Source organism: Hymenobacter terrestris (assembly GCF_013377905.1).
Lineage (GTDB): Bacteria > Bacteroidota > Bacteroidia > Cytophagales > Hymenobacteraceae > Hymenobacter > Hymenobacter terrestris.
Genome location: NZ_JABKAV010000016.1, coordinates 1 through 23,761, shown reverse-complemented (window position 1 = coordinate 23,761; position 23,761 = coordinate 1). Strand labels below are relative to the sequence as shown.

Annotated in this window: 17 protein-coding genes; 8 read left to right on the top strand and 9 right to left on the bottom strand. The window is 59.3% G+C overall.

Annotation, left to right across the window (positions count from 1 at the left end):
• Positions 1-33 precede the first annotated feature (33 nt).
• From HW556_RS07785 to HW556_RS07760, 6 genes are all read right to left on the bottom strand, one after another.
• The gene (locus HW556_RS07785; protein WP_176899461.1) at positions 34-3,498 is read right to left on the bottom strand and encodes a hypothetical protein; all 3,465 of its coding nucleotides are present in this window, start codon (positions 3,496-3,498) and stop codon (positions 34-36) included.
• A 31-nt stretch (positions 3,499-3,529) separates the two neighbouring features.
• Positions 3,530-3,910: a hypothetical protein gene (locus HW556_RS07780; RefSeq protein ID WP_176899460.1), complete on the bottom strand. Its 381-nt coding sequence runs from the start codon at positions 3,908-3,910 to the stop codon at positions 3,530-3,532.
• A 201-nt stretch (positions 3,911-4,111) separates the two neighbouring features.
• The gene (locus HW556_RS07775; RefSeq protein WP_176899459.1) at positions 4,112-5,560 is read right to left on the bottom strand and encodes a hypothetical protein; all 1,449 of its coding nucleotides are present in this window, start codon (positions 5,558-5,560) and stop codon (positions 4,112-4,114) included.
• Between the two features lie 185 nt (positions 5,561-5,745).
• A complete protein-coding gene (locus HW556_RS07770) occupies positions 5,746-6,138 on the bottom strand; it encodes a hypothetical protein (RefSeq protein WP_176899458.1) in 393 nt (130 codons plus the stop codon).
• 181 nt (positions 6,139-6,319) lie between these two features.
• A complete protein-coding gene (locus HW556_RS07765; RefSeq protein WP_176899457.1) occupies positions 6,320-7,669 on the bottom strand; it encodes a hypothetical protein in 1,350 nt (449 codons plus the stop codon).
• 70 nt (positions 7,670-7,739) lie between these two features.
• Positions 7,740-8,741 carry a sugar phosphate nucleotidyltransferase gene (locus tag HW556_RS07760; protein WP_176899456.1) on the bottom strand — a complete coding sequence of 334 codons (1,002 nt, stop codon included), beginning with the start codon at positions 8,739-8,741 and terminating at the stop codon, positions 7,740-7,742.
• Between the two features lie 186 nt (positions 8,742-8,927).
• On the opposite strand from HW556_RS07760, the gene HW556_RS07755 reads away from it, so the two are divergent.
• From HW556_RS07755 to HW556_RS07745, 3 genes are all read left to right on the top strand, one after another.
• Positions 8,928-9,506 (top strand): LemA family protein, encoded by a 579-nt coding sequence (locus tag HW556_RS07755; protein ID WP_116940111.1) that lies wholly within the window; start codon positions 8,928-8,930, stop codon positions 9,504-9,506.
• Positions 9,507-9,605: 99 nt separating this feature from the next.
• Positions 9,606-10,061 carry a TPM domain-containing protein gene (locus HW556_RS07750; RefSeq protein ID WP_176899455.1) on the top strand — a complete coding sequence of 152 codons (456 nt, stop codon included), beginning with the start codon at positions 9,606-9,608 and terminating at the stop codon, positions 10,059-10,061.
• Positions 10,058-10,879, top strand: coding sequence for a TPM domain-containing protein (locus tag HW556_RS07745; RefSeq protein WP_176899454.1), 822 nt, complete (start codon positions 10,058-10,060; stop codon positions 10,877-10,879). The genes HW556_RS07750 and HW556_RS07745 overlap by 4 nt, the downstream gene beginning before the upstream one ends.
• Positions 10,880-10,986: 107 nt before the next feature.
• On the opposite strand, the gene HW556_RS07740 is transcribed toward HW556_RS07745, so the two are convergent.
• A complete protein-coding gene (locus tag HW556_RS07740; protein WP_176899453.1) occupies positions 10,987-11,583 on the bottom strand; it encodes a 3'-5' exonuclease in 597 nt (198 codons plus the stop codon).
• Between the two features lie 169 nt (positions 11,584-11,752).
• Here HW556_RS07740 and HW556_RS07735 point away from each other — a divergent pair, with 169 nt between their 5' ends.
• The 4 genes from HW556_RS07735 (at position 11,753) to HW556_RS07720 (ending at position 19,070) form a co-directional block, all read left to right on the top strand.
• Positions 11,753-12,517, top strand: a complete 765-nt coding sequence (locus HW556_RS07735) for a hypothetical protein (RefSeq protein ID WP_176899452.1) — start codon at positions 11,753-11,755, stop codon at positions 12,515-12,517.
• Positions 12,518-12,613: 96 nt separating this feature from the next.
• Positions 12,614-15,397: a TonB-dependent receptor gene (locus HW556_RS07730; protein WP_176899451.1), complete on the top strand. Its 2,784-nt coding sequence runs from the start codon at positions 12,614-12,616 to the stop codon at positions 15,395-15,397.
• Positions 15,398-16,597, top strand: a complete 1,200-nt coding sequence (locus tag HW556_RS07725; protein ID WP_176899450.1) for a DUF4249 domain-containing protein — start codon at positions 15,398-15,400, stop codon at positions 16,595-16,597.
• A 16-nt stretch (positions 16,598-16,613) separates the two neighbouring features.
• Positions 16,614-19,070, top strand: coding sequence for an MG2 domain-containing protein (locus tag HW556_RS07720; protein ID WP_176899449.1), 2,457 nt, complete (start codon positions 16,614-16,616; stop codon positions 19,068-19,070).
• Between the two features lie 205 nt (positions 19,071-19,275).
• Here the strand turns inward: HW556_RS07720 and HW556_RS07715 are convergent, their stop codons facing one another.
• Both HW556_RS07715 and HW556_RS07710 read right to left on the bottom strand, forming a co-directional pair.
• On the bottom strand, positions 19,276-19,866 hold the full coding sequence (locus tag HW556_RS07715) for a ferritin-like domain-containing protein (protein ID WP_176899448.1): 591 nt from the start codon (positions 19,864-19,866) through the stop codon (positions 19,276-19,278).
• Positions 19,867-19,939: 73 nt separating this feature from the next.
• On the bottom strand, positions 19,940-20,575 hold the full coding sequence (locus HW556_RS07710; RefSeq protein WP_176899447.1) for a DUF1684 domain-containing protein: 636 nt from the start codon (positions 20,573-20,575) through the stop codon (positions 19,940-19,942).
• A 136-nt stretch (positions 20,576-20,711) separates the two neighbouring features.
• On the opposite strand from HW556_RS07710, the gene polA reads away from it, so the two are divergent.
• A complete protein-coding gene (gene polA, locus HW556_RS07705; protein ID WP_176899446.1) occupies positions 20,712-23,600 on the top strand; it encodes a DNA polymerase I in 2,889 nt (962 codons plus the stop codon).
• Positions 23,601-23,761 lie beyond the last annotated feature (161 nt).

Sequence of the window (23,761 nt, the reverse complement as noted above, 5' to 3'; positions counted from 1 at the left end):
GTCGGAGGCGTCTGGGCTAGATGGGCAGAGGCCTTACGCCTGCAGCTCCCGGCTCAAATTATACAACGCCTGCTTCAGGGGCAGGAAGAAAAGGGTTTCGGGCAAGGTTTCGTCGGCCGAGAGCTGGCGCTGGAACTGGTGCAGACCCAGGCTGAGGCTGTCCTCGATTTCGCGGAGCAGGATGTCCTTCACGCGCTGGCGGTCCACATCTACGCCTACTTCACGCAGATAGGGTGCCACTTCGTCGCCTTCGAGCACGAGCGTGAGGTAGTTGCGCACGTTGGCCAGCACCTCGTCTTTGAGGGCCGCGTCCACCTGGTTCAGTTTGAGGCGCTGCTGGTTCAGTTCGCCGCCTTCCACGGTGCCGCTGAGCTTCACCGCCTGAATGTTGTCGTAGTCGGTGTTGGTTTTCTCTTCGAAAAGCACGCCGCCGTTGGTGGTGGCCTCCTTGGGGTTATCGGCTAGGATAACGCGGAAGTTGTGGGGTGGTTCGGTGCCCGTTACGGCTTGGAAGATGGCTTTCGTAATCTTCTCAATAGACACCAGCGAACTACCGCCGGCCAGCAGGCGCAGGTACAGGCTGCCCTTGCCCGAGAAGCAGAGGTAGCGCGGCGTTTTCAGCCCGAAATGCTTCGTCAGCTGGGCTGTGTGGTAGATGATGGCCGTGTAGTGCAGGTAGAACAGCACCCGCAGCTGTCGGCCGCGGCCCAAGCCGAGGGCCTGAGTGAAGCGCAACGCATCATCGTACTTGAAGAGCAGGCTGGTCACGTCGGCCGAGCCGAAATCACTGTTTTTGAGGGCCGCCTGCAGATAGCCTTTGTACTCCTGGTTCTGCTCCGAGTCGGGCAGGCTCTCCACATGGCTCACACCGAGGCGGAGCAGACCGTTCTGCTTAGGCGCACCCTGCACGCGGGCGTAACCGTCGCCCCACAGGTCGTCGCCGGCAAAGCGGAACGAGGTGCTGTAGGCCGGTTTCTGGTCGGCGAAGAGCAGCAAGTCAGTAGTGCCGCCGCCGATGTCGATGTTCACCACGTTCTCGTCGCGGTTGGGCACTACCTGGTTGGTGGCGGTGAGGTAGTAGTAGGGCGCCACCGATTCGGTGAGGCAAATGGTGGGGCGCTTGGCCTTGAACACCTGCTGGAAGGCCTCATCCCAGACCTGCTGGAACTGGTTGCGCAGGAAGCCATCGAAGCTCAGCGGCGCAAACCATACCACCCGGGTGTCTTCGAGAATACCGCCGTGCAAAGCCGCCTTGTGGCGCAGCAGCAGCAGAATTTCCTTGAAGAACGCCTCGATGCGCGACACGCCCTGGGGGTCGAGTTCGGCACTCCACTTCAGGTTGGTAACAAAGCGGTTCTGGGGCAGTTCGGCGGTGGTTTCGGTGTTGATACTGAAGCCGATGTTGATGTTGCTGAGCGCTTTGGCCGGCTCGTTGGCAAATGAGGTGGTTTCGCACACGGCGGTCCGAATCGGGAACTCGTACACCGAGCCGCCCTCGCCGATAAAGCTGGGCACGAACTCGCGGTTTTGCAGCGTGGCCACGTCGGAGTTCAGCTGCCCGGCCCCAAAACGGTAGCGCTGGGAAGCCGATTGGCCGGCGTCGGCCAGCGGGGCACTAAGCCACTCCACCTGCACATCGGCCTCGCCGATGGTGAGCGGGCGCGGGTGGGCCGAGGGCGAATCGGCGTAGGCCACGTGGGTGTTGGTGGTGCCGAAGTCGATGGCGAACGTGAAGCGGCGGGTGCCGCGCTCCAGCTCACGCCAGCGCGGCACAAACAGGCCCCGGGCCGGCTCTGCGCCGAGTGTGGCGGGCGGGCAGGTTATTTCGGCCAGGTCGAAATGGGTGCCGGTGATTTCGTAGTAGGTGCTGCCGGCCGAGGCCACGCTTTTCTGAGTGCGCTCGTAGCGGGTGGCGCGGCGGGCGGCGCCCTGCTCAGTAATTCGCTCCCCATTCACGAAAAACGTGAGGTCGTAGCGGCGGCTGAGCATGGTGGGCGAGTTGTCGGCATCCACCAACATCACCTTGTACAGGTCGTTGAACTCGGGCTGGTGGCGCACTTTGTAGAACGGGAATACGCCCACGCCCACGTTGGCCTTCACAATGCGGCCCTTCTCCGGAATCTCGCGGCCCTGGGCGTCCTTGGGGTTCTGGGGGTTGGTATAGTAGCTCCTCTCAAAGGTGATGAAGCGCCCGCCCTGCACCGGCACCTGCAGCTGCACGCGCACGTGGCTGAGGTCAATGGTGAAGGTGAGCAGCTCGGCCAGCTCGTTTTCGGTGAAATACTCGAAAAACGCCTGTTTCAGGGGCAGCAGGTAGGGGAAACGCGCGCGGCCCTGCCCGTCGGCGCCGTACTGGAACGTGACTTTGCCGGTGTGGAAACGCTGGGTGTTCAGCTCGTAGGGCAGCTCCACCAGCGAGTCTTCCAGCAGGTCGCCTACCGTGATATAAGGGTATTTGAAGCCTTTGCCGGGCAGCACCCGGTTTTCCAGCGCCAGTTCGTCGTGGTAAGGCACCGGCGTGCGGTCGTCCCAGGGCTGGCCGTTGAGGTAATTGGCCCCCGGCATCGTCAGGTTGGGGCGCAGCACCAGCGGGCGCGGGCGGCCGTTGCCGGCTTCGCGGGTGGGCTGAATGAACAGGTCGGAGCTGGTCACGGCCGACTGGTCGGCGCGGCCGGGCAGGGGCACGCCCTTTACGCTTACCAAGTTGCCCTGAGCGTCGGCCAGGGCCGGGTAGCGGGTCGCGAACTGCTGGGCGCTCCGGTCGCCCTGCATCTGCAGCTGGTTGATTTTGGTGCGGTCTAGGCCAGCGTACACGCTGCCGGCAAATTCGCGGCGCTGCAGGGCCGGGTAGGCCAGAAACAGCTCGTACACGAACTCGCGGAACTGCGGGTCGCGGTCGTCGAGCAGCACGGTTTGGTGGTCGAAGTAGTGGCCGCGGGCCTGGGGCCGCTCCAAGTCTAGGGCGCCCACGCCGGGGCCGGTAAACAGCATCGTCAGCGGCGAGGTGCCGCCCAGCAGGCGCGGCCCGCCTGTCAGCTCCGGCGACTCATAGTACACCAGGTACATGTCGGAGAAGTCGCGGAACCGCTCATCCTGCATGTACAGCTTCAGGGTTTCGCCCAGCAGGCGCGTGCTCTCGCTCTGCCGCATCCGCTGGATTTCAGCCTCCGCGTTCCAGCGGCGCAGCGTGATTTTGCGGCCGGCCTGGGTGTAGAGGTGGTAGTTGTAGAGTAGCTCCAGCAAGTCCCAGAAGTGGGTCGTCAGCTCATGGTACACCGAGCCGGGGTTGCTCTTGCCCTCCCGGGCCAGGAAGTCGAAGGCCGTCTCAAACAGGTGCATCCGCGCAAACGGCGTCGGGATGCTCACCGCCAAGTTGCGCGACTTACCGCCTGCCGGGTCGGTGACGGTATTGATTTCGGTGCTCGTGACGGGGGCGGTTTTCTGCCAGCCCTGCACCTGCTGGGAGCCGTTGTTGTGTAAGCGAAGGACTTTGGGCATGTTATGCGGAAAGACGTGTAGAAATTTAATATTATTTACAGTTTTCTATAAGTTTACTTACACCATGATTCGCATCTACCAATAAGTCTTCTAATCCCATAGCATTAGAATGTTGCGGGTCTTGAATAAAAACCAAATCTGCGTGTTCATTATGATAAACCCTTGAATAGACCTCCTGCCCATCATTGAGCTTGAAATTCACCATTACTTGCCAATCACCTGGCAACTTACCATTACCTGATCTATTTTTACCTAGCACCTTATATCGTGATACGAATTCTCTAATAGTTGCCGTATCACGAATTACTATTGGATAATCAATTAAAGAAACCGGGTCGGGCAGAGGATAAAGTTCGATTGACTTTACCTGAGCAAATTCTAAGTGTTGAATATTTGACAGACTTCGCTTCACATGATTATAACTATCCGATGTTGACGAAATTATTTTCAGGAGCACAAACAAGATGAAAATGGCTACTATAATGCTCTTGGCTTTCAGACTCATTTCTGTGTTTCAGGTAGCAAACGACTAAAAACAGTTCAACCAAATAACATCAGCAATAAAGCAACCACCGCAGCGTCCCCTCCTTTCCAAGGAGGGGAATTTTCGTTTTTAGACCACCTTCACCTTCTCCTCAAAGGCCTTGTCGGTCACCTGATAGAACAGGTCGAGCAGCTTGCGGAAATTGTCGGGCTCGGCAATGGACTTTTCGGTTTTGTTGAGGCTGTCGAGGAAGTAGTTGTGGCTCATGCCTTTGTTGAAGAAGTCGTTCCACTTCTTTTCCACCGGCTTGCCGAGAATCATGGCGTTGAAATCGTCGGTTTGCAGGTCGAAGGGCCGGAAGGCACGGCGGTTCTGGGCCAGCTCCTGCAGCCACTGGTCGACACCCGAGTTGGGGCTGTGCAGGAAGGTATTGAGCTCCCGGAAAATGGGCTCGTTGCGCAGGGCGTAATCGAGCTTGAGGTTGTCGTGGTAGGGCGCCTTGTCGGTGGGCAGGTGCTGCTTGTGGTAGCGCGTGAAGTACAGGAACTGCGTGAGCTGCTGGGCCACCATTTCGCGGGTTTCGTCGGGCAGGTGGCTGAACTGGATTTCCGGCGCGTCGGTGCCGAGGCCGTACTCGTGGAAGTGCGGGCCGCCGGTGCGCAACTCGGCGGGCGAGTAGTTCATGAAATCCACGATACTCAAGGCGGCCAGCAGCTCAATTATGTGAGCCTTGTTTTTCTGCTGGGTGCCGCCGGGCTGGTTTTCGTAGGGCGTATCGGGCGTGTCGGCCAGGTAGTAGAGCGCGTCGAGGCCCGGCAGATTGTGCTCGTAGTAGCTGAGCGCCGCCTTGGTTTTGGTCAGGAAGTTGTTGGAGTCGATAACGGCCGAATCCTCGCTCTGGAGCGCGAAATAAGGCATGACCGTCACGGCGCCGGTGGGCGCGTCGCGCAGGTAGCGGGCGTTGCTAAGGCGGGTGTTAGGGTCCTTCAGGTTCTTGAGCATCAGCGGGAAACCCGCCGCGCCGGTGCCACCAAAAATGCTTGACACGAAGAACACCCGGTCGCCATCCTGGAAGTTATCGGCGAAAAACCGCATTTCAGCGCTTTCCACCAGCTTGTTCAGCACAATGCTGCCCACGTTGGGCGAGCCCCGGAAGCCAATGGTGAGCGGGCTTTCGAGGTTATCGGGCGTGAACAGCAAATCCACCAAACCCTTCGAATCCACGCTCAGCCCATCGTAATCCAAGTACTGCCGGAACGTCTGGTTGATGCCGCCGAAGTCGAAGATGAACGTGTCCTTCACCGAGCCGTTCACGTCCTGCGAAATACCGCTCAACGTGCTAATATCGGTCTGGAAGAAGCCTTCTTCACGGGGGCCGAGGTGCTGGTAAATCTGCTGGTAGTTCTGCAGCAGCTCCACCGTGCGGTTCATGTCGCCGTTGTGGGCGTCGGGGTCGATGATGATGGGCACCACCCGGTCGCAATTGGGCAGCTTTACGCCCGCCGCCAGCAGCATCGTGAGCGAGCGAATCACCCGCGAGCCCGTGCCGCCAATACCAAATAAGAACAGTTTAGCCATGATGTTGCTGATGTTGAACGAAACTCCCCTCCTCAGCTGAGAAAGGGACGTTCAGCCGCAAGGCTGAACTGGGGTGGTTGACTCGTTGCTGATGTTGTTTGGTTGAACACCGTGCATTTACTCGTCCAACGAATCCACCACCCCTAGCCTCTCCTCAGCTGAGGAGGGGAACTAACTTTCTAGCTCTAGAAGGGAGTGGTGCTGGCGTTAGTCGAGGCCTTGCGCAGCAGCAACGAAAAAATGAAGAACCAAGCCATGCTCAGAATGGCGTTCCAGGTGGCCAGCCAGTAGATGTAACTGTGGTCGGCGACCTGCTGAGAGTGGGCCTGCCAAATGCCAATACCAAAAGCCAGCAGCGCATTCAGACCCAGAAACAGGCCCCAGTGGCGGCCCTTATTGAAAGTAGCTACGCCCATGGCCCGGTTGATGAGCAGGTAGAAAATCACTGCCAGACCCAGCGACAGACCAATGTTCAGCAGGCCGATGTTGGGAAATACTACGTCGCGGTACACCGGCGTATCGGCCGGGGGCTGGGGGTTGCCGATGATTTCGTAGAGGAAGCGGAAGAATGCTTTCATGCAAAAGATTAACGCCCGGCACCGGCCTGGCAACTCGTGAAACGATATAACAGAAGCGAAATTGCGGGCCGCTCCGAAAGACCCAGGCACTGGCCCCTAGTGGCTCCCCGAACGACTATCGTGCCAACCCTAACGGCAGCCCGATGGCAGCGGCGACCCACCAAGCGCACGGCGCGGCCGCTTACCGGGCCGGTTGCAGCGTAAGCGGCAGCTCGAAAACGGTAGGGCGGGCGCCGACAGAAGCCTGCAGACCATCGAGTAGGCTGCTTAGGGCGAAGGTTTTAGCGGCTGGCACGGCATCGTTTTTCGTCGTCCATTGGGCGACCCAGGCGGAGCGCTGGTTCTGCAGCTTGAGCACCAGCGGGCGCGAGGCCGGCGGCACTTTAGTCAGGCGGATTTTGGCAAAATGCGTGAACCGGCTTTGCGGGCCGCTGCTGCCTTTGGTCTGGGCGGTGGCGGCGGTTACGCCTGTTAGCTTGGCGTCGGTGTCCACGGTCTGCACCTGTAAGTTCTGCTGCAGGTAGGCCAGCTCGCGGTACTGGGCGGGCAGGTTCTGCAGGTCGAGGCCCACCACAAACTCCACCGGCTGCTGGGCCGAAGCCTCGCTGACGGCCACCACGCGGTAGCTGTCGGCGGCGCGCTTGCTGGCCCCGGCGTCGCCGTAGTACCAGCTGCCCTTGTTCTCAAACTTATCGAGTACCGAGTAAACGGGCCGCGGGTACACCACGCCGAAGTGAGCCTGCCGAGCCGTTTCATCGGTCAGCAGGGCAGCATCGAACTGCCGCACGGCATCGGAGGGGCCGATAACCCAGTAGTAATATGGTATGTCGGTGTCGCAGCAGTTGGTTTTTTTGCCCGTTGCCACCAGCGCCGGGTAATAAGTACCCCGGAAATCGGACGTGAAACCGTACACCGATACAGCCAAGTCGGCCTGCGCGCCATTGCGTTGCAGCGCATCGGTGATGTCGGTTTTGATGTAGGGAATGGCCCCGGCGTTTTTGGGCGAGTAGATGAAGTCCGAAATCAGCACGTTCACAGTGCCCGGCTGGTAGTAACGGGTCATCAGGGTATCGAGCACGGCGGGCAGCTCGGTGCTTTTGGCCGGCTGCCGGATGCCGGCGCGCACCGTCGTCGACAGGTTGCCGTACGATTCGGCGTAGGGCTTCTCTTTAAGCAGGAAGAACGACTTCTGCTTGGCTGCTGCCGTACGGTTCACGTCCGATAGAAACTGGGCTACTCGCTGCTGAAACTGCGTATTTCCCCCGTCGGCAGCTGTTTTAGGCATGAAGCCCTCCATCGAGCCCGACACCTCCAGCAGCACGTTCACGCGCTGCAGCGGCTGGTCCGTAGCAGCCATTTCAGGCGTGGCCGACGACGTATTGGGGTTGTCGCTGAGGATTGCGTCAGTCATTGTGCCAGCCTTACCGCCCTCCTCTTTCATATCGGAGCGGGAGTAGCAGCCGGGTAGCAGCAGTAGCGCCAGGCCCAATGCGGGCAGCAGACGGGACGAAAGGGAGGTGGGGTAGCGCATCGGGTTAAAGTAACGACTTTCTGGCGGGAGGGTTGGGGCCGTAGTTGCACGCTATGCAGGTTACCTGATGCTAGCTGTAATCAATCTCCGTGTTATCACCGATGTTGAGGCTGTGCTTAGTGCCTTTAAATAAGGCGTCGGAGCCGACGATGCAGTCGTGCATGACGGCCGAGCGCAACTCACTATAAGAGCCAATGATGGACTCGCTCAGGATAACGTTCTGCACGATGGTCCGGTCGCCGATGGCCACGTTGGGGCCGATGATGGAGCCCGCAATCTGGCAGTCGCGCCCGATGCTGACGGGCGGGATGATGATGGTGTCAGGAAACTCGGGATAGTCGTGGCGGCGCAGGAACTCGGGGCGGTTGAGCAGCCGGGCATTGGCTTCGAGCAGCGAGCTTTTGCGGCCGCAGTCAAACCAGTTATCCACTGGCACGCTCACCATTTCGGCCCCGTCCTCAATCATGAGCATGAGCGCGTCGGTGAGCTGGAACTCGCCGTGGGTGCGCTGGTCCTGCCCGACGATGCGCTCCAGGGCCGAAGCCAGCCAGTCGGCGTTGGCAATCTTATAGAGGCCCACCAGCGCGAAGTTTGACTTGGGAATGCGCGGCTTCTCGACCACCTTGGTAACGAGGCCACGAGGGCCATTTTCTACAATACCGAACAAAGCCGGTGTTTTCACCTCCTTCACGGCCAGCACATTGCCGGGCATGGCTATCAGCGCCCGCAGGTCCACATCCACAATCGTGTCGCCGAGCAGAATAAGTACCCCGTCGGGCTCGTGGCGGAACTGCTCGCGGGCCAGCCACAGCGCATGGGCAATGCCCTCGCGGGGTTCCTGCACGATAAAACTGACTTTCAGGCTCGGGTACTGGCGACGCACGTAGTTCTCGACCTTCTCGCCGAGGTAGCCGATAATAAAAACGAACTCGTGCACGTCGGCTTCCACCAACCGATCAATGATATGGCCCAGAATGGTGTTGCCGGCCACCGGCACGAGCGTTTTGGGCTGGGTGTGCGTGTGCGGACGTAAGCGGGAGCCGATGCCGGCTACGGGAATGACTACTTTCATAAACAGAATCGGGAAGCGCCGAAGCGCAAAATACACAATAGCGGCCGAGCCGCCCATAGCACAACCGCCGGGCGGCGAATTCGTACTTTGCAGCGCAGCCAGCACCAGCCAATAGCTTAGTGTGCGAACCTGCTACAACTGGTTTTTTCTCTCTCCCTCTCTTCCATTTTCCCAAACCTCTCTTTTATGAAACGCTTTCTGCTCTACTTTGCCGGCATTGTATTGATGCTTTCCCAGTCGTCGTGCGGCTACAACTCGATGGTTACCAAGGACCAGGCCGTGAAGGGCCAGTGGGCCAACGTGCAGAGCTCCTACCAGCGCCGCTCCGACCTGATTCCGAACCTGGTAAATACGGTGAAGGGTGCCGCCAACTTCGAGAAATCGACACTGACGGAAGTAATTGAGGCGCGGGCCAAGGCCACCAGTGTGCAGCTGAACGCCGACCAGCTGACGCCCGAGAACCTGCAGAAATTTCAGGCTGCCCAAAGCCAGGTGGGCGCGGGCCTCGGCCGTCTGCTGGCCGTATCGGAAAACTACCCCGAGCTGAAGGCCAACGCCAACTTCCAGGAGCTACAGGCCCAGATTGAGGGCACTGAAAACCGCATCAATGTGGAGCGTAACAAGTTCAACGGCCTCGTAAACGATTACAACGCCTACATCAAAAGCTTCCCCAACAACCTGTTTGCCGGCCTGTTCGGCTTTGCCGAGAAGCCCTACTTCGAGGCCGATGCTGCCTCGCAGAAGGCCCCGACAGTACAATTCTAAATCAGTTGCCAGTTAAAGGGGGTGTCATGCTTCATCTGGCGTCCGCTTGCCGAGGCATGACACCTTTTTTTAAGTGAAACCTGATAATTGGCAACTGACATGACTAATCCTCTCACTCCCGAACAGGAAGCGGCGCTGGTGGAAGCCATCCGGCAGGCCGAGTTGCGTACTTCGGGCGAAATCCGGGTGCATCTGGAAGACTCCTGCCCCTCGCCCGACCCGCTCGACCGCGCTGCCCAGGTGTTTGCCGATCTGGGGATGCACCACACGGCCCAGCGCAATGGGGTGCTGTTTTACCTGGCGTGGCAGAGCCGGCAGTTTGCCGTTATCGGCGACGCAGGCATCAACTCGGCCGTGCCCGACGACTTCTGGGAAGCAGCCAAGGAGAACGTGCTTAAGCATTTTCGTTCCGAGAAGTACGTGCTGGGCCTAGAAGCCGGCATCCGGCTGGCGGGCGAGCAGTTGCAGCGCTACTTCCCCTACAATGCCGCCACCGACAATAACGAGCTGGACGACTCCATTTCGTTCGGCGACCCGACCTCCAAGCGCCCATGAAGCATCTGTTAATGAATTTGAGGCGGCCGGCCGGCTGGCTGCTGGCTTTCGGGCTGCTGTTGCTGGCGCTGGTGGCCACGGCCCAGGATGTGCCGCCCCGGCCCAACCCGCCCCGCCTCGTGAACGACCTGGCCGGGATGCTGCGGCCCGACGAGGTAGCCCAACTGGAGCGGAAGCTGGTGGCTTACAACGACTCCACTTCGTCGCAGATTGCGGTGGTGACGGTACCCAGCCTGGGCGACTACGACATTTTCGATTATGCCCAAAAGCTCTACCAAGCTTGGGGAATCGGCCAGAAAAGCAACAACAACGGCGTGCTGCTGCTGGTGGCCAAGCAGGAGCGCAAGGCGCGCATCCACACCGGTTACGGCCTCGAAGGGGCTATTCCAGATGCCATTTCCAAGCGTATCATTTCCAATACCATCGTTCCGGCTTTCAAGCAGGAGCGCTACTACAACGGCCTCGACCGCGCCACCGACCAGCTTATCTCGCTCGCTCAGGGTGAATACAAAGCTGATCAGACCACTAAGCGCCGTGCTTCATCCGACGACAGCGGCTCGGGCATTATGTTCTGGCTCGTTATCGGCGCCCTGATTTTGTTCATCCTGTTCCGTAACCGCGGCGGGGGTAGCGGCGGCCGGCGCAACCGTGGCTTCGGCGGCAGCATGATTCCACCCCTCATCTTCGGCGACTTCAGCGGCGGCCGCGGCACCTTCGGAGGCGGCTTCGGCGGTGGCGGCGGCGGTTTTGGCGGCGGTGGCTTCGGCGGTTTCGGGGGCGGCAGCAGCGGCGGCGGCGGCGCCTCCGGCAGCTGGTAGACACACACCTGTCACCCAGACAAAGCAAGGACCTGAAAAAAAGCTACTCTCTCTCGAGGCAGGCTTCTTTCCAGGTCCTTGCTTTGTCTGGGTGACAGGCAGCGGTTTCACTCACTCATTTTATACACCGGCCGCTCATAGAACGGGCGCAGCAGTTCGATTACGTCGAGGGCATCGGCCAGCGCCTGATGGGCTACGGTATCGTCGGCAAAGCCCGCGCGGGCCTTGCAGGTTTGCATAGTGGGCAAGCGGGTGTCTTTGCGCCAGTTAAGGTAGAAGGCAGCCGGGTCGAGCATGGCGGGTTCGGCTCGCATCAGCGTACCGTAGCCGGGCAGCTCGCGCAGAAATCCCAGGTCGAAGGAGGCAATGTTCTTGCCGGCCATGGTTACGGCCACACAATCCTTCTTATCGGTTTTGAAGCCCTGCGCCAGCAGGAATTCGCGCAACTGAGGCAGCAGTTCGGTCGGCTCGCACAACTCGGGGTTGGGCTCTTTGCTGGCCAGCTCGCGTAGCAGCCCGGCATTGAGGGCCAGCGCCCCGGCCGTGCCCAAGTACTCGGGGTGGCGCACCACGCGTCGGAAGTAAGGCAGCTCAGCCAGCGGCCGCAGGTTTTTGGTGTCTTCCACAACGGCGGCCAACTCTATAATCTGGTGGCGGGCCGGCCGGCCGCCGGTGGTTTCGAGGTCGAGCGAAATGTAGCGCATAGTGGAGGCATGTACGGGCGATGCCGGCGCGTGTTGGGCCCTACCTGATAGTGATGGCCGGAAGTTTATTTTGAACTTAGCTCACCAACACTCTTATTATTAGCCAGATTATCTCGTTTTTTGTTTGTCACTCTATTATTGCTCTTACGATTCTATTGCAAAGTTTTCTATGCCTTTACAAATACCGTTCGGCCTGCTGTTGACTATCGTGCTGTTGCTGGCCGGCAAGGTTACCTCGGCCCAGGGCCAACCTGCGCCGCCAGCCGCAGCTTATGCCGCCCCGGCACCTGCTGCTGTGCAAGGGCTCTACCAAGCCGCCGACCCGGTTTCGTCGCTACTCTACAACGGGCCCGAATACGTGAACTATGCTATGCGCTACGGTGAGCGGTTGGGCCATCAGTTTTTCCTGACGCCCGAGCTTCAGCCCGGCTCTGTGCTTTACTACCAGCAGCCCTTCGCCAACCTGCAGTTGCGCTACGATGTGGTGCTCGACCAGGTGGTACTAGAGCAACCCACCAGCCCACTGATGCTACGGCTGGTAAACGAGAAGTTGGAGCGCTTCACCATCGGCGGCCACCACTTCGAGCAGCTGAAGTCTGACAGCACGGCTGGCGGTCTGCCTGCCACCGCCTACTACGAGGTGTTGTCTGAGGGCCCAGTGCGGCTGCTGGCCCGCCGCGCCAAACGCAGACAGGAACGTATCGAAGGCCGCATAGTAAAGGTTGAGTTCATTGGTACCGACCGGCTGTACGCCTACAAGGCGGGGCGCTACTACACCGTTAATTCCAAAGCGGGGGTGCAGAAACTGCTGGCTGACCGCGAATCGGAGATACGCGATTATATGCGCCAGAACCGGCTGAAGCTGAGCAAAAAACAGTTCGAGAACGTGGTATTATTGCTGGTGAATCACTACAACCAGCTTCCGCCCCGATAACAGCCCGTCGGCCCGGCGCCTTTGCGCATGCTGCTCTCTTTAAAGCTGGCTATAGGTAGCCGGCAGTTTCCTTTTCGCCCGCGCTTTTATCCTGACATGAAGCACTTATATTCTTTGCTTTTTTCACTGTTGCTGCTGCTAGCCGGGCACGGCAGCTACGGTCAGCAGCAGCAGCCGGCAAAAACCATTACCGGCAATTTTGAGCAGGTCCCGTTCCGGCAGTTTGTGCGAGAGTTGGAAATCCAAACTGATTACCGCTTTTACTTCGAAGCCGGCACGCCGCCTGACAGTTTCCGGGTGAGTGTGCGCGTAAGCGAGCAGCCGCTGAAAAGGGTACTGGAGCAGGTTTTTGACGGCACACCTTACCGCTTCGCTCTCACCAATGACTATCGAGTGTTCTTAACTACGGGCACCAGTATCGAGCCCCAGCTTTCAACAACTTTTTTTCGGCCGACAGGCTCGCCTCCCGAGGGCCCGGTAGTAGCTGCCCCCGAAGACCTAACGCCCACCACCGCTCCCGGCCGCTCGCGTTACGTGAGTGCGGCTGAATACAAGGTCTACCAAATAGGAACCGGCAACGGCACTGGACTGGTTACGCTGGCCGGCCACATCAAGGACATTAAATCCGGTGAACCCGTTATCGGGGCCACTATATATTCTGAGGCTCCGAGTATCGGCACCAACACCGACCAGTTCGGATTCTACTCGCTAACGCTACCAGCTGGGCGCTACACGTTGCAGGTGCGGAGCGTGGGCAGCAAAAACACCCGTCGCCAGGTGATATTGCGCGGAAACGGCCGCCTGGAAATCGAGGTGGAGGAAGATATCACAACGCTCAGGGAAGTAGTGATTGAGGGTGAGAAGGACAAGAATGTATCGAGCACCCAGATGGGCCTCGAAAAGCTGGATATCAAAACCATTAAGCAGGTGCCCACAGCCTTTGGTGAGGCCGACATTCTGCGGGTAATACTCACGTTGCCAGGCGTAAAATCGGTGGGTGAGGGCAGCACCGGCCTGAATGTGCGCGGCGGCGCCACCGACCAGAACCTGATTCTGTTCAACGACATGACCGTGTACAACCCCTCACACCTATTCGGGTTCTTTTCGGCCTTCAACCCCGATATGCTGCAGGGCGTGGAGCTGTACAAAAGTGCCATGCCGGCCAAATACGGCGGGCGGCTCTCGTCGGTGCTCGATATTACCACCCGCGAGGGCAACAAGAAGCAGTTCGGAGCTACGGGTGGTATTGGGCCGCTTACCAGCCGCCTGACTTTGGAGGGACCTATTATCAAGGACCGTAGCTCGTTTCTGATTGGAGGCCGGGCCAGCTACTCCGACTGGCTGCTACGCCAGCTCGATGACAAGAAGTTTCGTCAGAGCTCGGCAGCCTTCTCCGATTTAAGTGCTCATATCAGCCATCAGATCAACGACCAGAACTCGGTATATGCCACCGGATACTTCAGTACTGACCGTTTTAAGCTGGCTTCTGATACCACCTACCGCTACGCCAATAAGTCGGCCAGCCTTAAGTGGCGCCACAATTTCAGTAACCAGCTCTACGGCGTACTCACGGGCGCTTTCAGCCAATACGATTACGACATCACTAGCGAAAACAACGATGTTAACTCGTCGCGGCTCCAATACGCCATCAACCAAACCAGCCTACGGGCCGACTTCAGCTACTACCCCAATCCCAAACACTCGGTTGATTTCGGGGCCAGTTCACTGCTCTATAATGTAAGCCCCGGAGGCCTGACACCACTCAATGAAAACTCGCTCGTGTTACCCAATGTTCTGGCCCGCGAGCAGGCATTGGAAAGCGCCGTCTACGTGTCGGACAAGATTGATGTGAACCAGCGTCTATCGGTGTCAGTAGGGCTGCGCTACTCGCTCTACAATGCGTTGGGACCTCGCAGTGTATATGAGTATGCAGCGGGCGAGTCGCGCTCCGAGAGCACCATCATCGATACGGTGCGCTATGGCTCGGGCAAGGTGCTGGCTACCTACCACGGCCCCGAATACCGGGTGTCGGCCCGCTACTCGCTTTCCGACAACTCGTCGGTTAAGCTCAGCTATAACCGCACCCGCCAATACATCAGCCAGCTCACCAACACAGCCTCCGTGTCGCCGGCCGACACCTGGAAGCTGGCCGACAACAATATCCGGCCCCAGATAGGCGACCAAGTGTCGGCGGGTTACTACCGCAACTTCAAATCGAACACCATCGAAACGTCGGTGGAAGTGTACTACAAGTCGTTGCGCGACTTTGTGGACTACAAGGGCGGGGCCGTACTGCTGCTCAACCCCACCATCGAAACCGACATCATCAACGCCGAGGGCAAGGCCTACGGGGTAGAGGTATTGGTGCGCAAACTAACAGGCAAAATGAACGGCTGGCTGAGTTATACTTACTCCCGCTCGCTGGTGCGAGCCAATGTCGGCACGCCCGCCGACCAAATCAACGACGGCCGCTACTACCCCAGCAATTTTGATAAGCCCCACGACGTGACACTAGTGGGAAACTACCGCTTCAGCCGCCGCTTCAGCACCTCACTCAACTTTACCTACAGCACCGGCCGGCCCATTACACTTCCCATTGCCAAGTACTTGGTTGGCAACACTCTGCGTGTGCTTTACTCTGACCGCAACGCCTATCGGGTACCCGACTACCTACGGGCCGATCTGGCGCTCAACATCGAGGGAGGCCACAAAGCGCAGAAGCTGGCCCACAGTTCCTGGACGGTGGGCGTATATAACCTCACTGGCCGGCAGAACCCCTACTCCATCTATTTTAAGTCAGAAAACGGCCAGATACGGGGCTACAAGCTGTCGATTTTTGGTCGGCCCATCCCAACCATTACTTATAACTTCAAGTTCTAGATGAAAACGCCTGCTACTTTTTTACGCGGCCTATTGGCTATAGTGCTACTGCTGCCAATTGGCTGCGTGGAGCCTTACGCCCCCGACGTTATTGATGCCCCGCCGAGCTTGCTCGTAGTCGATGGCTTTATCAACGCGGCCGGTCCCACTACCATTCGCCTCTCGCGCACGGCCTCGCTCGCGGCCACTATTACCCCACCGCCCGAAGCCCGGGCCCGGCTGGTTATCGAGCAGCAGAACGGCCCCAATTATCCCCTGACCGAAACCACGCTGGGCACCTACGTTTCGGCCGCTAATGTGCTGCCCGCCGGCAGCCTCTGCAGGCTGCGTATCACTACGGGCACGGGCAAGGAGTACGCCTCCGACTTCGTGCCTGTGAAGCTTACGCCGCCCATTGAAACCTTGCGCTGGACGCCGGCTAACAACCAGGTTAATGTACTAGTGAGCACGCGCGACGATACGGGGGCCTCGCAGTACTACCGCTGGGAATACGAACAGACCTGGGAAATAACACCGCCCTACCGGCCCAGCGTCGAGTATGTCAAGCTTGGGTCGGATACCGGTTTCATGCGCAGAATCGCCATTCCTTACCCCACGCTTTGCTGGACCAGCAATAAGTCTACCCGGATTCTGCTCAGCCAGACCACGGCCCTAAGCCAGGACATAGTGGTAGATTTTCGGGTACAGGGGTTGTCCGCCGGCTCGCCTGAACTTAATACCCGCTACAGCATTCTGGTACGCCAGCAGGCCCTAACGGCGGCGGAGTATACCTATTGGGAGCAGCTACGCAAGAACACGGAGAATATCGGCTCGCTCTTCGACCCACAGCCCAGCCAGAGTGTGGGCAACGTGCGCAGTCTGAGCGCAGACGACGCATCGCTGGTGCTGGGATTTGTGGGAGCACACTCGGTTACGGAAAAGCGGCAGTTTATTTCTTATGAGGAATTGCCCAGCAACTGGTCCCGTAGTACGGGTTATGAGGCCTGCCTGCCACCCGACACGGTATTCCTTGGCAGCCGGGGACTTGACCCACCGTCTGCTACCCCCGCCCAAATTCAGTTTTTGGCTTTCGCCTCCCAGCTCTACCTCCCAATCGACGCTATTCCTAACTTATCTTCAGCTGTTGCCTTCACGGCTAAGAAGCGCGACTGCGTAGACTGCCGCACCCGCGGTACGGCCGTGCGTCCTTCATTCTGGTAAGCTTTTACTACACCTTATGCCTTATCTAATTAACTGCTCCCTATTGCTTCGGCGCGGTTTGCTACTAGCCAGCCTGCTGTGGCTTACCGTGGGTGCGGCATGGGCGCAGTCCGACTCGCTTAGGCAACTGACCAAGCAGTTTGAGCGCCAGGCCCAGCAGATGCCCCGCGAACAACTGTTTCTGCACATCGACCGGCCGCTGTACCTAAGCGGCGAAACAATGTGGTTCAAGGTATACGCCGTAGGTGGGGCGGCTTCGCGGCCGCTAGCCCTGAGCAGCGTAGCTTACGTGGAAATACTGGATGCCAAGCAGCAGCCGGTACTGCGCGATAAAGTAGCGTTGCAGAATGCCACCGGCCAAGGTACGCTGGCCCTGCCCGCGTCGCTGGCCTCGGGTCGCTACACGGTGCGGGCTTACACCCGCTGGATGCAGAATTACGGTCCCGAAGCCTACTTCCACGGCACCGTAACGGTGGTCAATACCTTCGCCTCCTCCGGGGCCATACCAGCACCCGACTCAGCGGCCCTAACGGCGCAGTTTTTTCCTGAAGGAGGCTACCTGGTTCGTGGCCTGCGCAGCAAGGTAGCCTTTCAAGTAACCGACCGCCGGGGCCGTAGCGTAGCAGCCACGGGCACTGTACTCGACGCTCAGGGGGCAGTGGTGGCCACATTTGCTACCCGGCATGGCGGCCGGGGCAGCTTCATGCTCACCCCAGCCGCCACAGGTTCGACAGCTTACTCAGCCGTCGTCATCCCACTACCAGCGGCCACCACAAGTGTCAGTACTAAAGCTACCGCTAGTACCAGCCGGCTGCCGGCGGTGCGCGACCAAGGCTATGTACTGAGTATTGTTCCTTCCCTGTTAGTGGGCCATCTCAAAGTGGTAGTACAAGCCACTGCTGACCAGCCCGACAACGTACTACTTCTAGTACATGCCCGCCAGCAGCAGGCATTAGCTCGGGCGATATACTTAACAGCTGGTCGAGGCGAATTCAGCTTCAAGGAAGACTTATTACTGGACGGGGTTTCGCACTTTACTCTATTCAGTGAAGCTCACCAGCCTTTGTGTGAGCGGCTGTTTTTCCGGGTGCCGCGCCGGACGCTACCTATTACGGCCCGCCCCAGCCAGCCCCTTTACGCGCCTCGTAGCAAGGTGAGCCTGACGGTAACGGCGGGTAACAATGCCTCCCAGCCGGCTAGCCTCTCAGTGGCCGTTTACCGGCTCGATTCGCTTAATTCGGTCCCCACCATCTCCATCGAGCATTACCTAGGTCTGACGTCTGAGCTGCGCGGTGCCGTGGCCGACCCCGGGTATTACTTTACGGCTACCGGCCCCGAAGCTACTGCCGCCACCGAAGACCTGTTACTGACCCAGGGTTGGAGCCGCTTCCGCTGGAACGACGAAGCGCTAAAGCGTCCGGCGGCGCTACCTACCTTCTTGCCTGAATTGCACGGCCCCGTAGTGCGCGCCCGCCTTACGCGTGCGAACTCCACCGAGCCCCAGCCTGGTCTGCTAACTTACTTCTCGATACCAGGCCGGACTGTGCGGCTCTACAATGACCAAAGCGACGCCAACGGCATTCTGCAGTTCAAACCCGTCAGCCTCTATGGGCCTCAAACGGTGATGCTGCAAACCGACCCACGCCAAGATACTACTAGTCGCTTAACGCTCCTCGACCCCTTCTCCGAGCAATTCACCCCCTTTCCTGCCCCTACTTTTATCTTGATGCCCCGGTTCCAAACCGATTATGCCCGCCGCCACCTTCAGGCCCAAGTGCAGACGGTATACGCGGGCAAGAAGTACGACCGCTACCGCACGCAGCCCATCGATACTATACCCTTCTACGGCCAGCCCAGTGCCTCCTATCGCCTCGACGAATACACTCGCTTTAAGGTGCTGGAAGAAGTGCTACGCGAGTACGTACCAGGCGTGCAGGTGCGCATCCGAAAGGATGGTTTCCATTACCAAGTATTTAACGAGCCAACCCGCACTTTTTTTGAACAGGACCCATTAGTGTTGCTCGATGGCGTGCCTGTGGCCAACATCAATAAGATAATGGCCATACCAGCCATTAAAATCCGGCGGCTCGATGTGCTGACTAGCCGCTACCTACAGGGCGGAGCCTCCTATAGCGGTCTAGTGAGCTTCAGCACTTACAAAGGCGACCTCGAAGGTTTCCAGCTCGACCCGCGGGTGCTGATCCAGGAGTATGAGGGCCTACAGGAGCAGCGTGAGTTCTACGCCCCGCGCTACGATACACCCGAGCAGCAGCGCAGCCGCCGTCCCGATATGCGCGAGCTGCTGTACTGGAACCCAGCCGTAACCGTGACCAGCCCCGGCGCGGCCCCGCAACCGCTGGAGTTTTTCACTGGCGACCAGCCTGGCCGCTACCTCATCGAGGTGCAGGGCCTTGATGCCAGCGGCGCGGCTGGCAGCAGCCGTAGTACCTTCGAGGTGCAGCCCAGCCTTTAGTTTATTGGCTGACTGCTGTAGCTGACATTTTTTTGCTCGGAATATCCTTGAGCAGTGGGGAATAAGCTATTCGCTGAAAGCCACAACCTAAAAACGCGGCCCGTAGCACTCCAATAAGAAGGAGGCGTACAGGCCGCGTTTTTAGGGTACTATCTACTCAGTCGCCGAGTGACTGGTAACGGAGATACTAGCCAATAGCTCGAATTTAAGCCGACTGCTTGCTTTCGAGCTTCTGGAGCTTGTCGTAAGTCTGCTGCGACTTCTCATACTGGCGCTCTACCTCCTGGCGCAATTGGCCGGTGAGATTTTCGCTGGCTAGTGCTTCCTTATAGGCTTTGATGGCCCACTCTTCGCCGTATACATTGGAGGCGAGGATGGCCTTTTCGTCGAAGCCGGTAACGGTGGCTTTGGCATCCATCCAGCGGCGGTATAACTTGCCTTTGAGCGTGGTGCCGGTTTCGCGGCCGCCACCCAACTGGCGCAGATGCTGGTTGAGCTGGTTGGCAAATTGCTGGCTCTGGCTCACAAGCTGTTTGTAGTAGCCGGTCAGCTCGGCATCCTTGCTCTCATCAACAGCCCGCTTGTAGCCGGCAATCCGGTCATTCACGAACAGCAGTAACTCCTGCAGCGTATCGGTTTCGCCATCAGAAACTGCCGTTTTTTTGCCCTGGCTTTTGTTGACAAAGTAGCTTACGCCCAGGGCCAATAGGGCGCCGCCTACGAGCTTGCCGATCATTCCGGATGACTTGGCTTTGGTTTTGTGGTCGTTGTTGGAGTCGGTTTGGGTAGATTTCATAAGGAAAGTGCGGTTAGTTTCCCCCGGCTTACGCCAAAACCAGGCACTTGGTTAGCCAAAAACCATCGATACCCTAGTGGTCGTGCCGGGTACCAGCCTCCACGGCCACGGTCAGCCGGTTTTCGGCTGGCGGCACAGGGCAGTCGTAACCCGCAGCGTAGGCGCAGGAGGGGTTATAGGCCTTGTTGAAATCGAGCACCACCTGCCCGCCCCGAATCTGGCCCCGGCGGAAATCGAGGTAGCGGCCGCCGCCATAGGATCCGTGGCCGTTGGTGCGGTCGGTGAAAGGTACAAACAGGTAGTCGCGGTAAGCAGGGTTAGCCAGCAGGTCGAGGTTCTGGTACACCAGCAACTGCCGGGGCTGGCCGCCCAACTCGAAATGCAACTCGCCATACTTGCGGTACAGCGGCCGCTTGCCTGTGCTGGTGGGCATGGCGAAAACCGGCCCCAGCGAGTCGGGCACGAAACGGGCCAGCAGGCAGGCCGCATAATCGATCGGGTAGAAGGGCAGCCCCGCAAAGCTCCGGCGCGCTTCGGCCGGGAGCGGACTGCGGGCCGGGTCGGTGAACTCGGCGTTCAGCTCGCGCTGGAAATCGGCAACCTGCTGCGTGTGCTCGGCTAGGGTTGGCTTTTGAGCGGTAGGCTGGGCCCATAGCGGTGCGGCCATCAGCAGCAGCGCGGGCAGTAAATGAAATAAGCGGCAAACCATTGGCAGCGAAAATAGTAGAGAGGAAGCCCCGAAACCGGTGCCAAGATACGGCTCGGTGGCTCCTGACCCTGCCCGCTCAGCCGCCAGACTGGACCACTTTTCCTTCTCGCTCCACCTTCCGTACCTTCGCTATCCTATGACCGATTCCGCCGCCACACCCGCCCCTGCCCCCGCCCGCAAGCTGTTCCTGCTCGACGCCTTTGCTCTGATTTACCGCGCCCACTTCGCCTTCAGCAAGAACCCGCGCGTGAACTCCAAGGGCCTCAACACCGGCGCTATTCTGGGCTTTACCAACACGTTGGTGGAAGTGCTGCAGAAGGAGAAGCCCACGCACATTGGGGTGGCGTTCGATGCGGCCAAGAAGACGTTTCGGCACGAACAGTACGCCGAATACAAGGCCCAGCGGCAGGCCATGCCCGAGGATATCGGCCTGGCCATTCCCTATATAAAGCAGATTATCAAGGCCTTTCACATCCCCATTCTGATGGTGGAGGGCTTCGAGGCCGACGACGTGATTGGCACACTGGCCGGCCGGGCCGAGCAGCAGGGTTTTGGCGAGGTGTACATGATGACGCCCGACAAAGACTACTGCCAGCTCGTAACCAACTGCGTGAAAATCTACCGGCCAGCCTTCATGGGCAACGCCGCCGAAATCCTCGATGTGGCCCACGTGCTCCAGCGCTTCGAAATTGAGCGGGTGGAGCAGGTAATCGACATTCTGGGCCTGCAGGGCGACGCCTCCGACAACATTCCGGGTATTCCGGGCATCGGCGAGAAGACGGCCAAGAAACTGATTCAGGAGTACGGCTCGGTAGAGGGCCTGATTGCCAACGTGGATAAGCTGAAAGGCAAGCAGCAGCAGAACGTGCGCGAATTTGCCGAGCAGGGCCTCATGAGCAAGGAGTTGGCCACCATTCACCTCAATGTGCCCATCGAGTTCGAGGCCGATAAGCTCGTCCTCGACCAGCCCGACATGGAGGAGTTGCGCCGTCTTTTCGACGAGCTGGAGTTCCGCCAGCTGGCCGCCCGCGTGCTCGGCGACGGAGCCGCTTCGGCCGGCGTAACTACCGGCGACCAGAAATCAAAAGCCAAAAGCCCCAAAGCCGCCCCCGGCCAGACTTCGCTTTTTGGGGGTGGAGGCGGCAGCGGCGTTACCCACGCCGCCGCGGCAGCTGCTGCCGAGGTGGCCGCCGGCCCGCGCCGCACGCTGGAAGATGTGGCCCACCAGTACCACCTAATGGACACGCCCGAGCTGCGGGCCGAGTTGCTGGAGTTCCTATTGCAGCAAACCGAAGTCAGCTTCGACACTGAAACCACCGGCCTCGACACCATGACGGCGCGGCTCGTGGGCCTTTCGTTCTGCTGGCTGCCCGGCGAGGCCTACTACGTGCCCGTCCCTCAGGAGAACGAAGAAGCGGCACAGGCGCTGGTGGATGAATTCCGGCCGTTTTTCGATGCCAAAACCATCGTGAAAGTCGGCCAGAACATCAAGTACGACCTCACCATCCTCAAGCACTACGGCGTCGAAATCCGGGGGCCGCTGTTTGACACCATGCTGGCCCACTACCTGCTGGAGCCCGACATGCGCCACGGCATGGATGTATTGGCCGAAACCTACCTGCATTACACGCCGGTGCCCATCACGGCCCTCATCGGCCCCAAAGGCAAGAACCAGAAAACGATGGCCGACCTGCCGCCCGCCGAGGTGTCGGACTACGCCTGCGAGGATGCCGACGTGACGCTGCAGCTCAAGCACGTCTTCGAGCCGCTGCTAAAGGAAGTGGGCCTGCTCGATTTGCTGAACGAGGTGGAAAACCCACTGGTGCCGGTACTGGCCGCCATCGAGTACGAGGGCGTGCAGATTGATTCGGTAGCCATGGGCGAGTATTCGGCCGAGCTGCAGGGCTACATCACAGAACTGGAAGGCCAGATTTACCAGGAGGCCGGCGAGGAATTCAACATCGGTTCGCCCAAGCAGTTGGGCGAGGTGCTGTTCGATAAGATGGACCTCGGGGGCAAGAAAATTAAGAAAACCAAAACCGGCCAGTACGCCACCGGCGAGGAAATCCTGAGCCAGCTGGCCGGCGACGCGCCCATTGCGGGCCTGATTCTGGAGTATCGGCAGCTGAGCAAGCTGCGCTCCACCTACGTCGAGGCCCTGCCCCAACTCGTGTGCGAACTCGACGGGCGGGTTCATACCAGCTTCAACCAGGCCGTAACGGCCACCGGCCGACTGTCCAGCACCAACCCCAACCTGCAGAACATCCCCATCCGCACCGAGAAGGGCCGCGAAATCCGCAAGGCCTTCGTGCCCCGCGACGCCGGCCATGTGCTGCTGGCGGCCGACTACTCGCAGGTGGAGCTGCGCATTATGGCCGACTTCGCGGGCGACAAAACGATGATTGAGGCCTTCCGGCTGGGCCAGGACATCCACACGAGCACGGCCAGCAAGGTCTTCAAAGTGCCGCTGAGCGAGGTGGACGGCGAGATGCGCCGCAAGGCCAAAACCGTCAACTTCGGCATCATCTACGGCATCTCGGCTTTTGGCCTGGCCCAGCGCATCGGCATCGGCCGCAAGGAAGCCGTGGAGATTATCGAGACTTACTTCGAGGAGTTTCCGTCGGTGAAGCAGTACATGGACGAGAGCATCAACCGGGCCCGCGAGCTGGAGTACGCCGAAACGCTGCTCGGCCGCCGCCGCTACCTGCGCGATATCAACTCGCGCAACGCCACGCTGCGCGGCTACACCGAGCGCAACGCCATCAACGCCCCCATCCAGGGCACCGCGGCCGACATCATCAAGAAGGCCATGATCAACATCCACGAGTGGCTGGTGCAGGAAAAGCTCGGCACCCGCATGATTCTACAGGTCCACGACGAACTCGTATTCGACGCCGTACGCGAGGAGGTGGACTATATCACGCCCAAAATCAAGGAACTCATGGCCACTGCCCTGCTCCTGCCCCACGGCGTGCCGCTGGAAGTGGAAGTAGGCGTGGGCGAGAACTGGCTGCAGGCGCACTAAGTTTTCCGGCAAACCAATGGATCAAGCTACAAAACAAGGTGTTGTTACCGAGCTGATTAGTCTCCTCACGCAGGGCAATGCCCACGTTACATTTGAGGATGCCTGCGCCGACCTTACACCCGCGCAGTGGAACCAACAGGTGCCTGAGGCGCCGTATACTA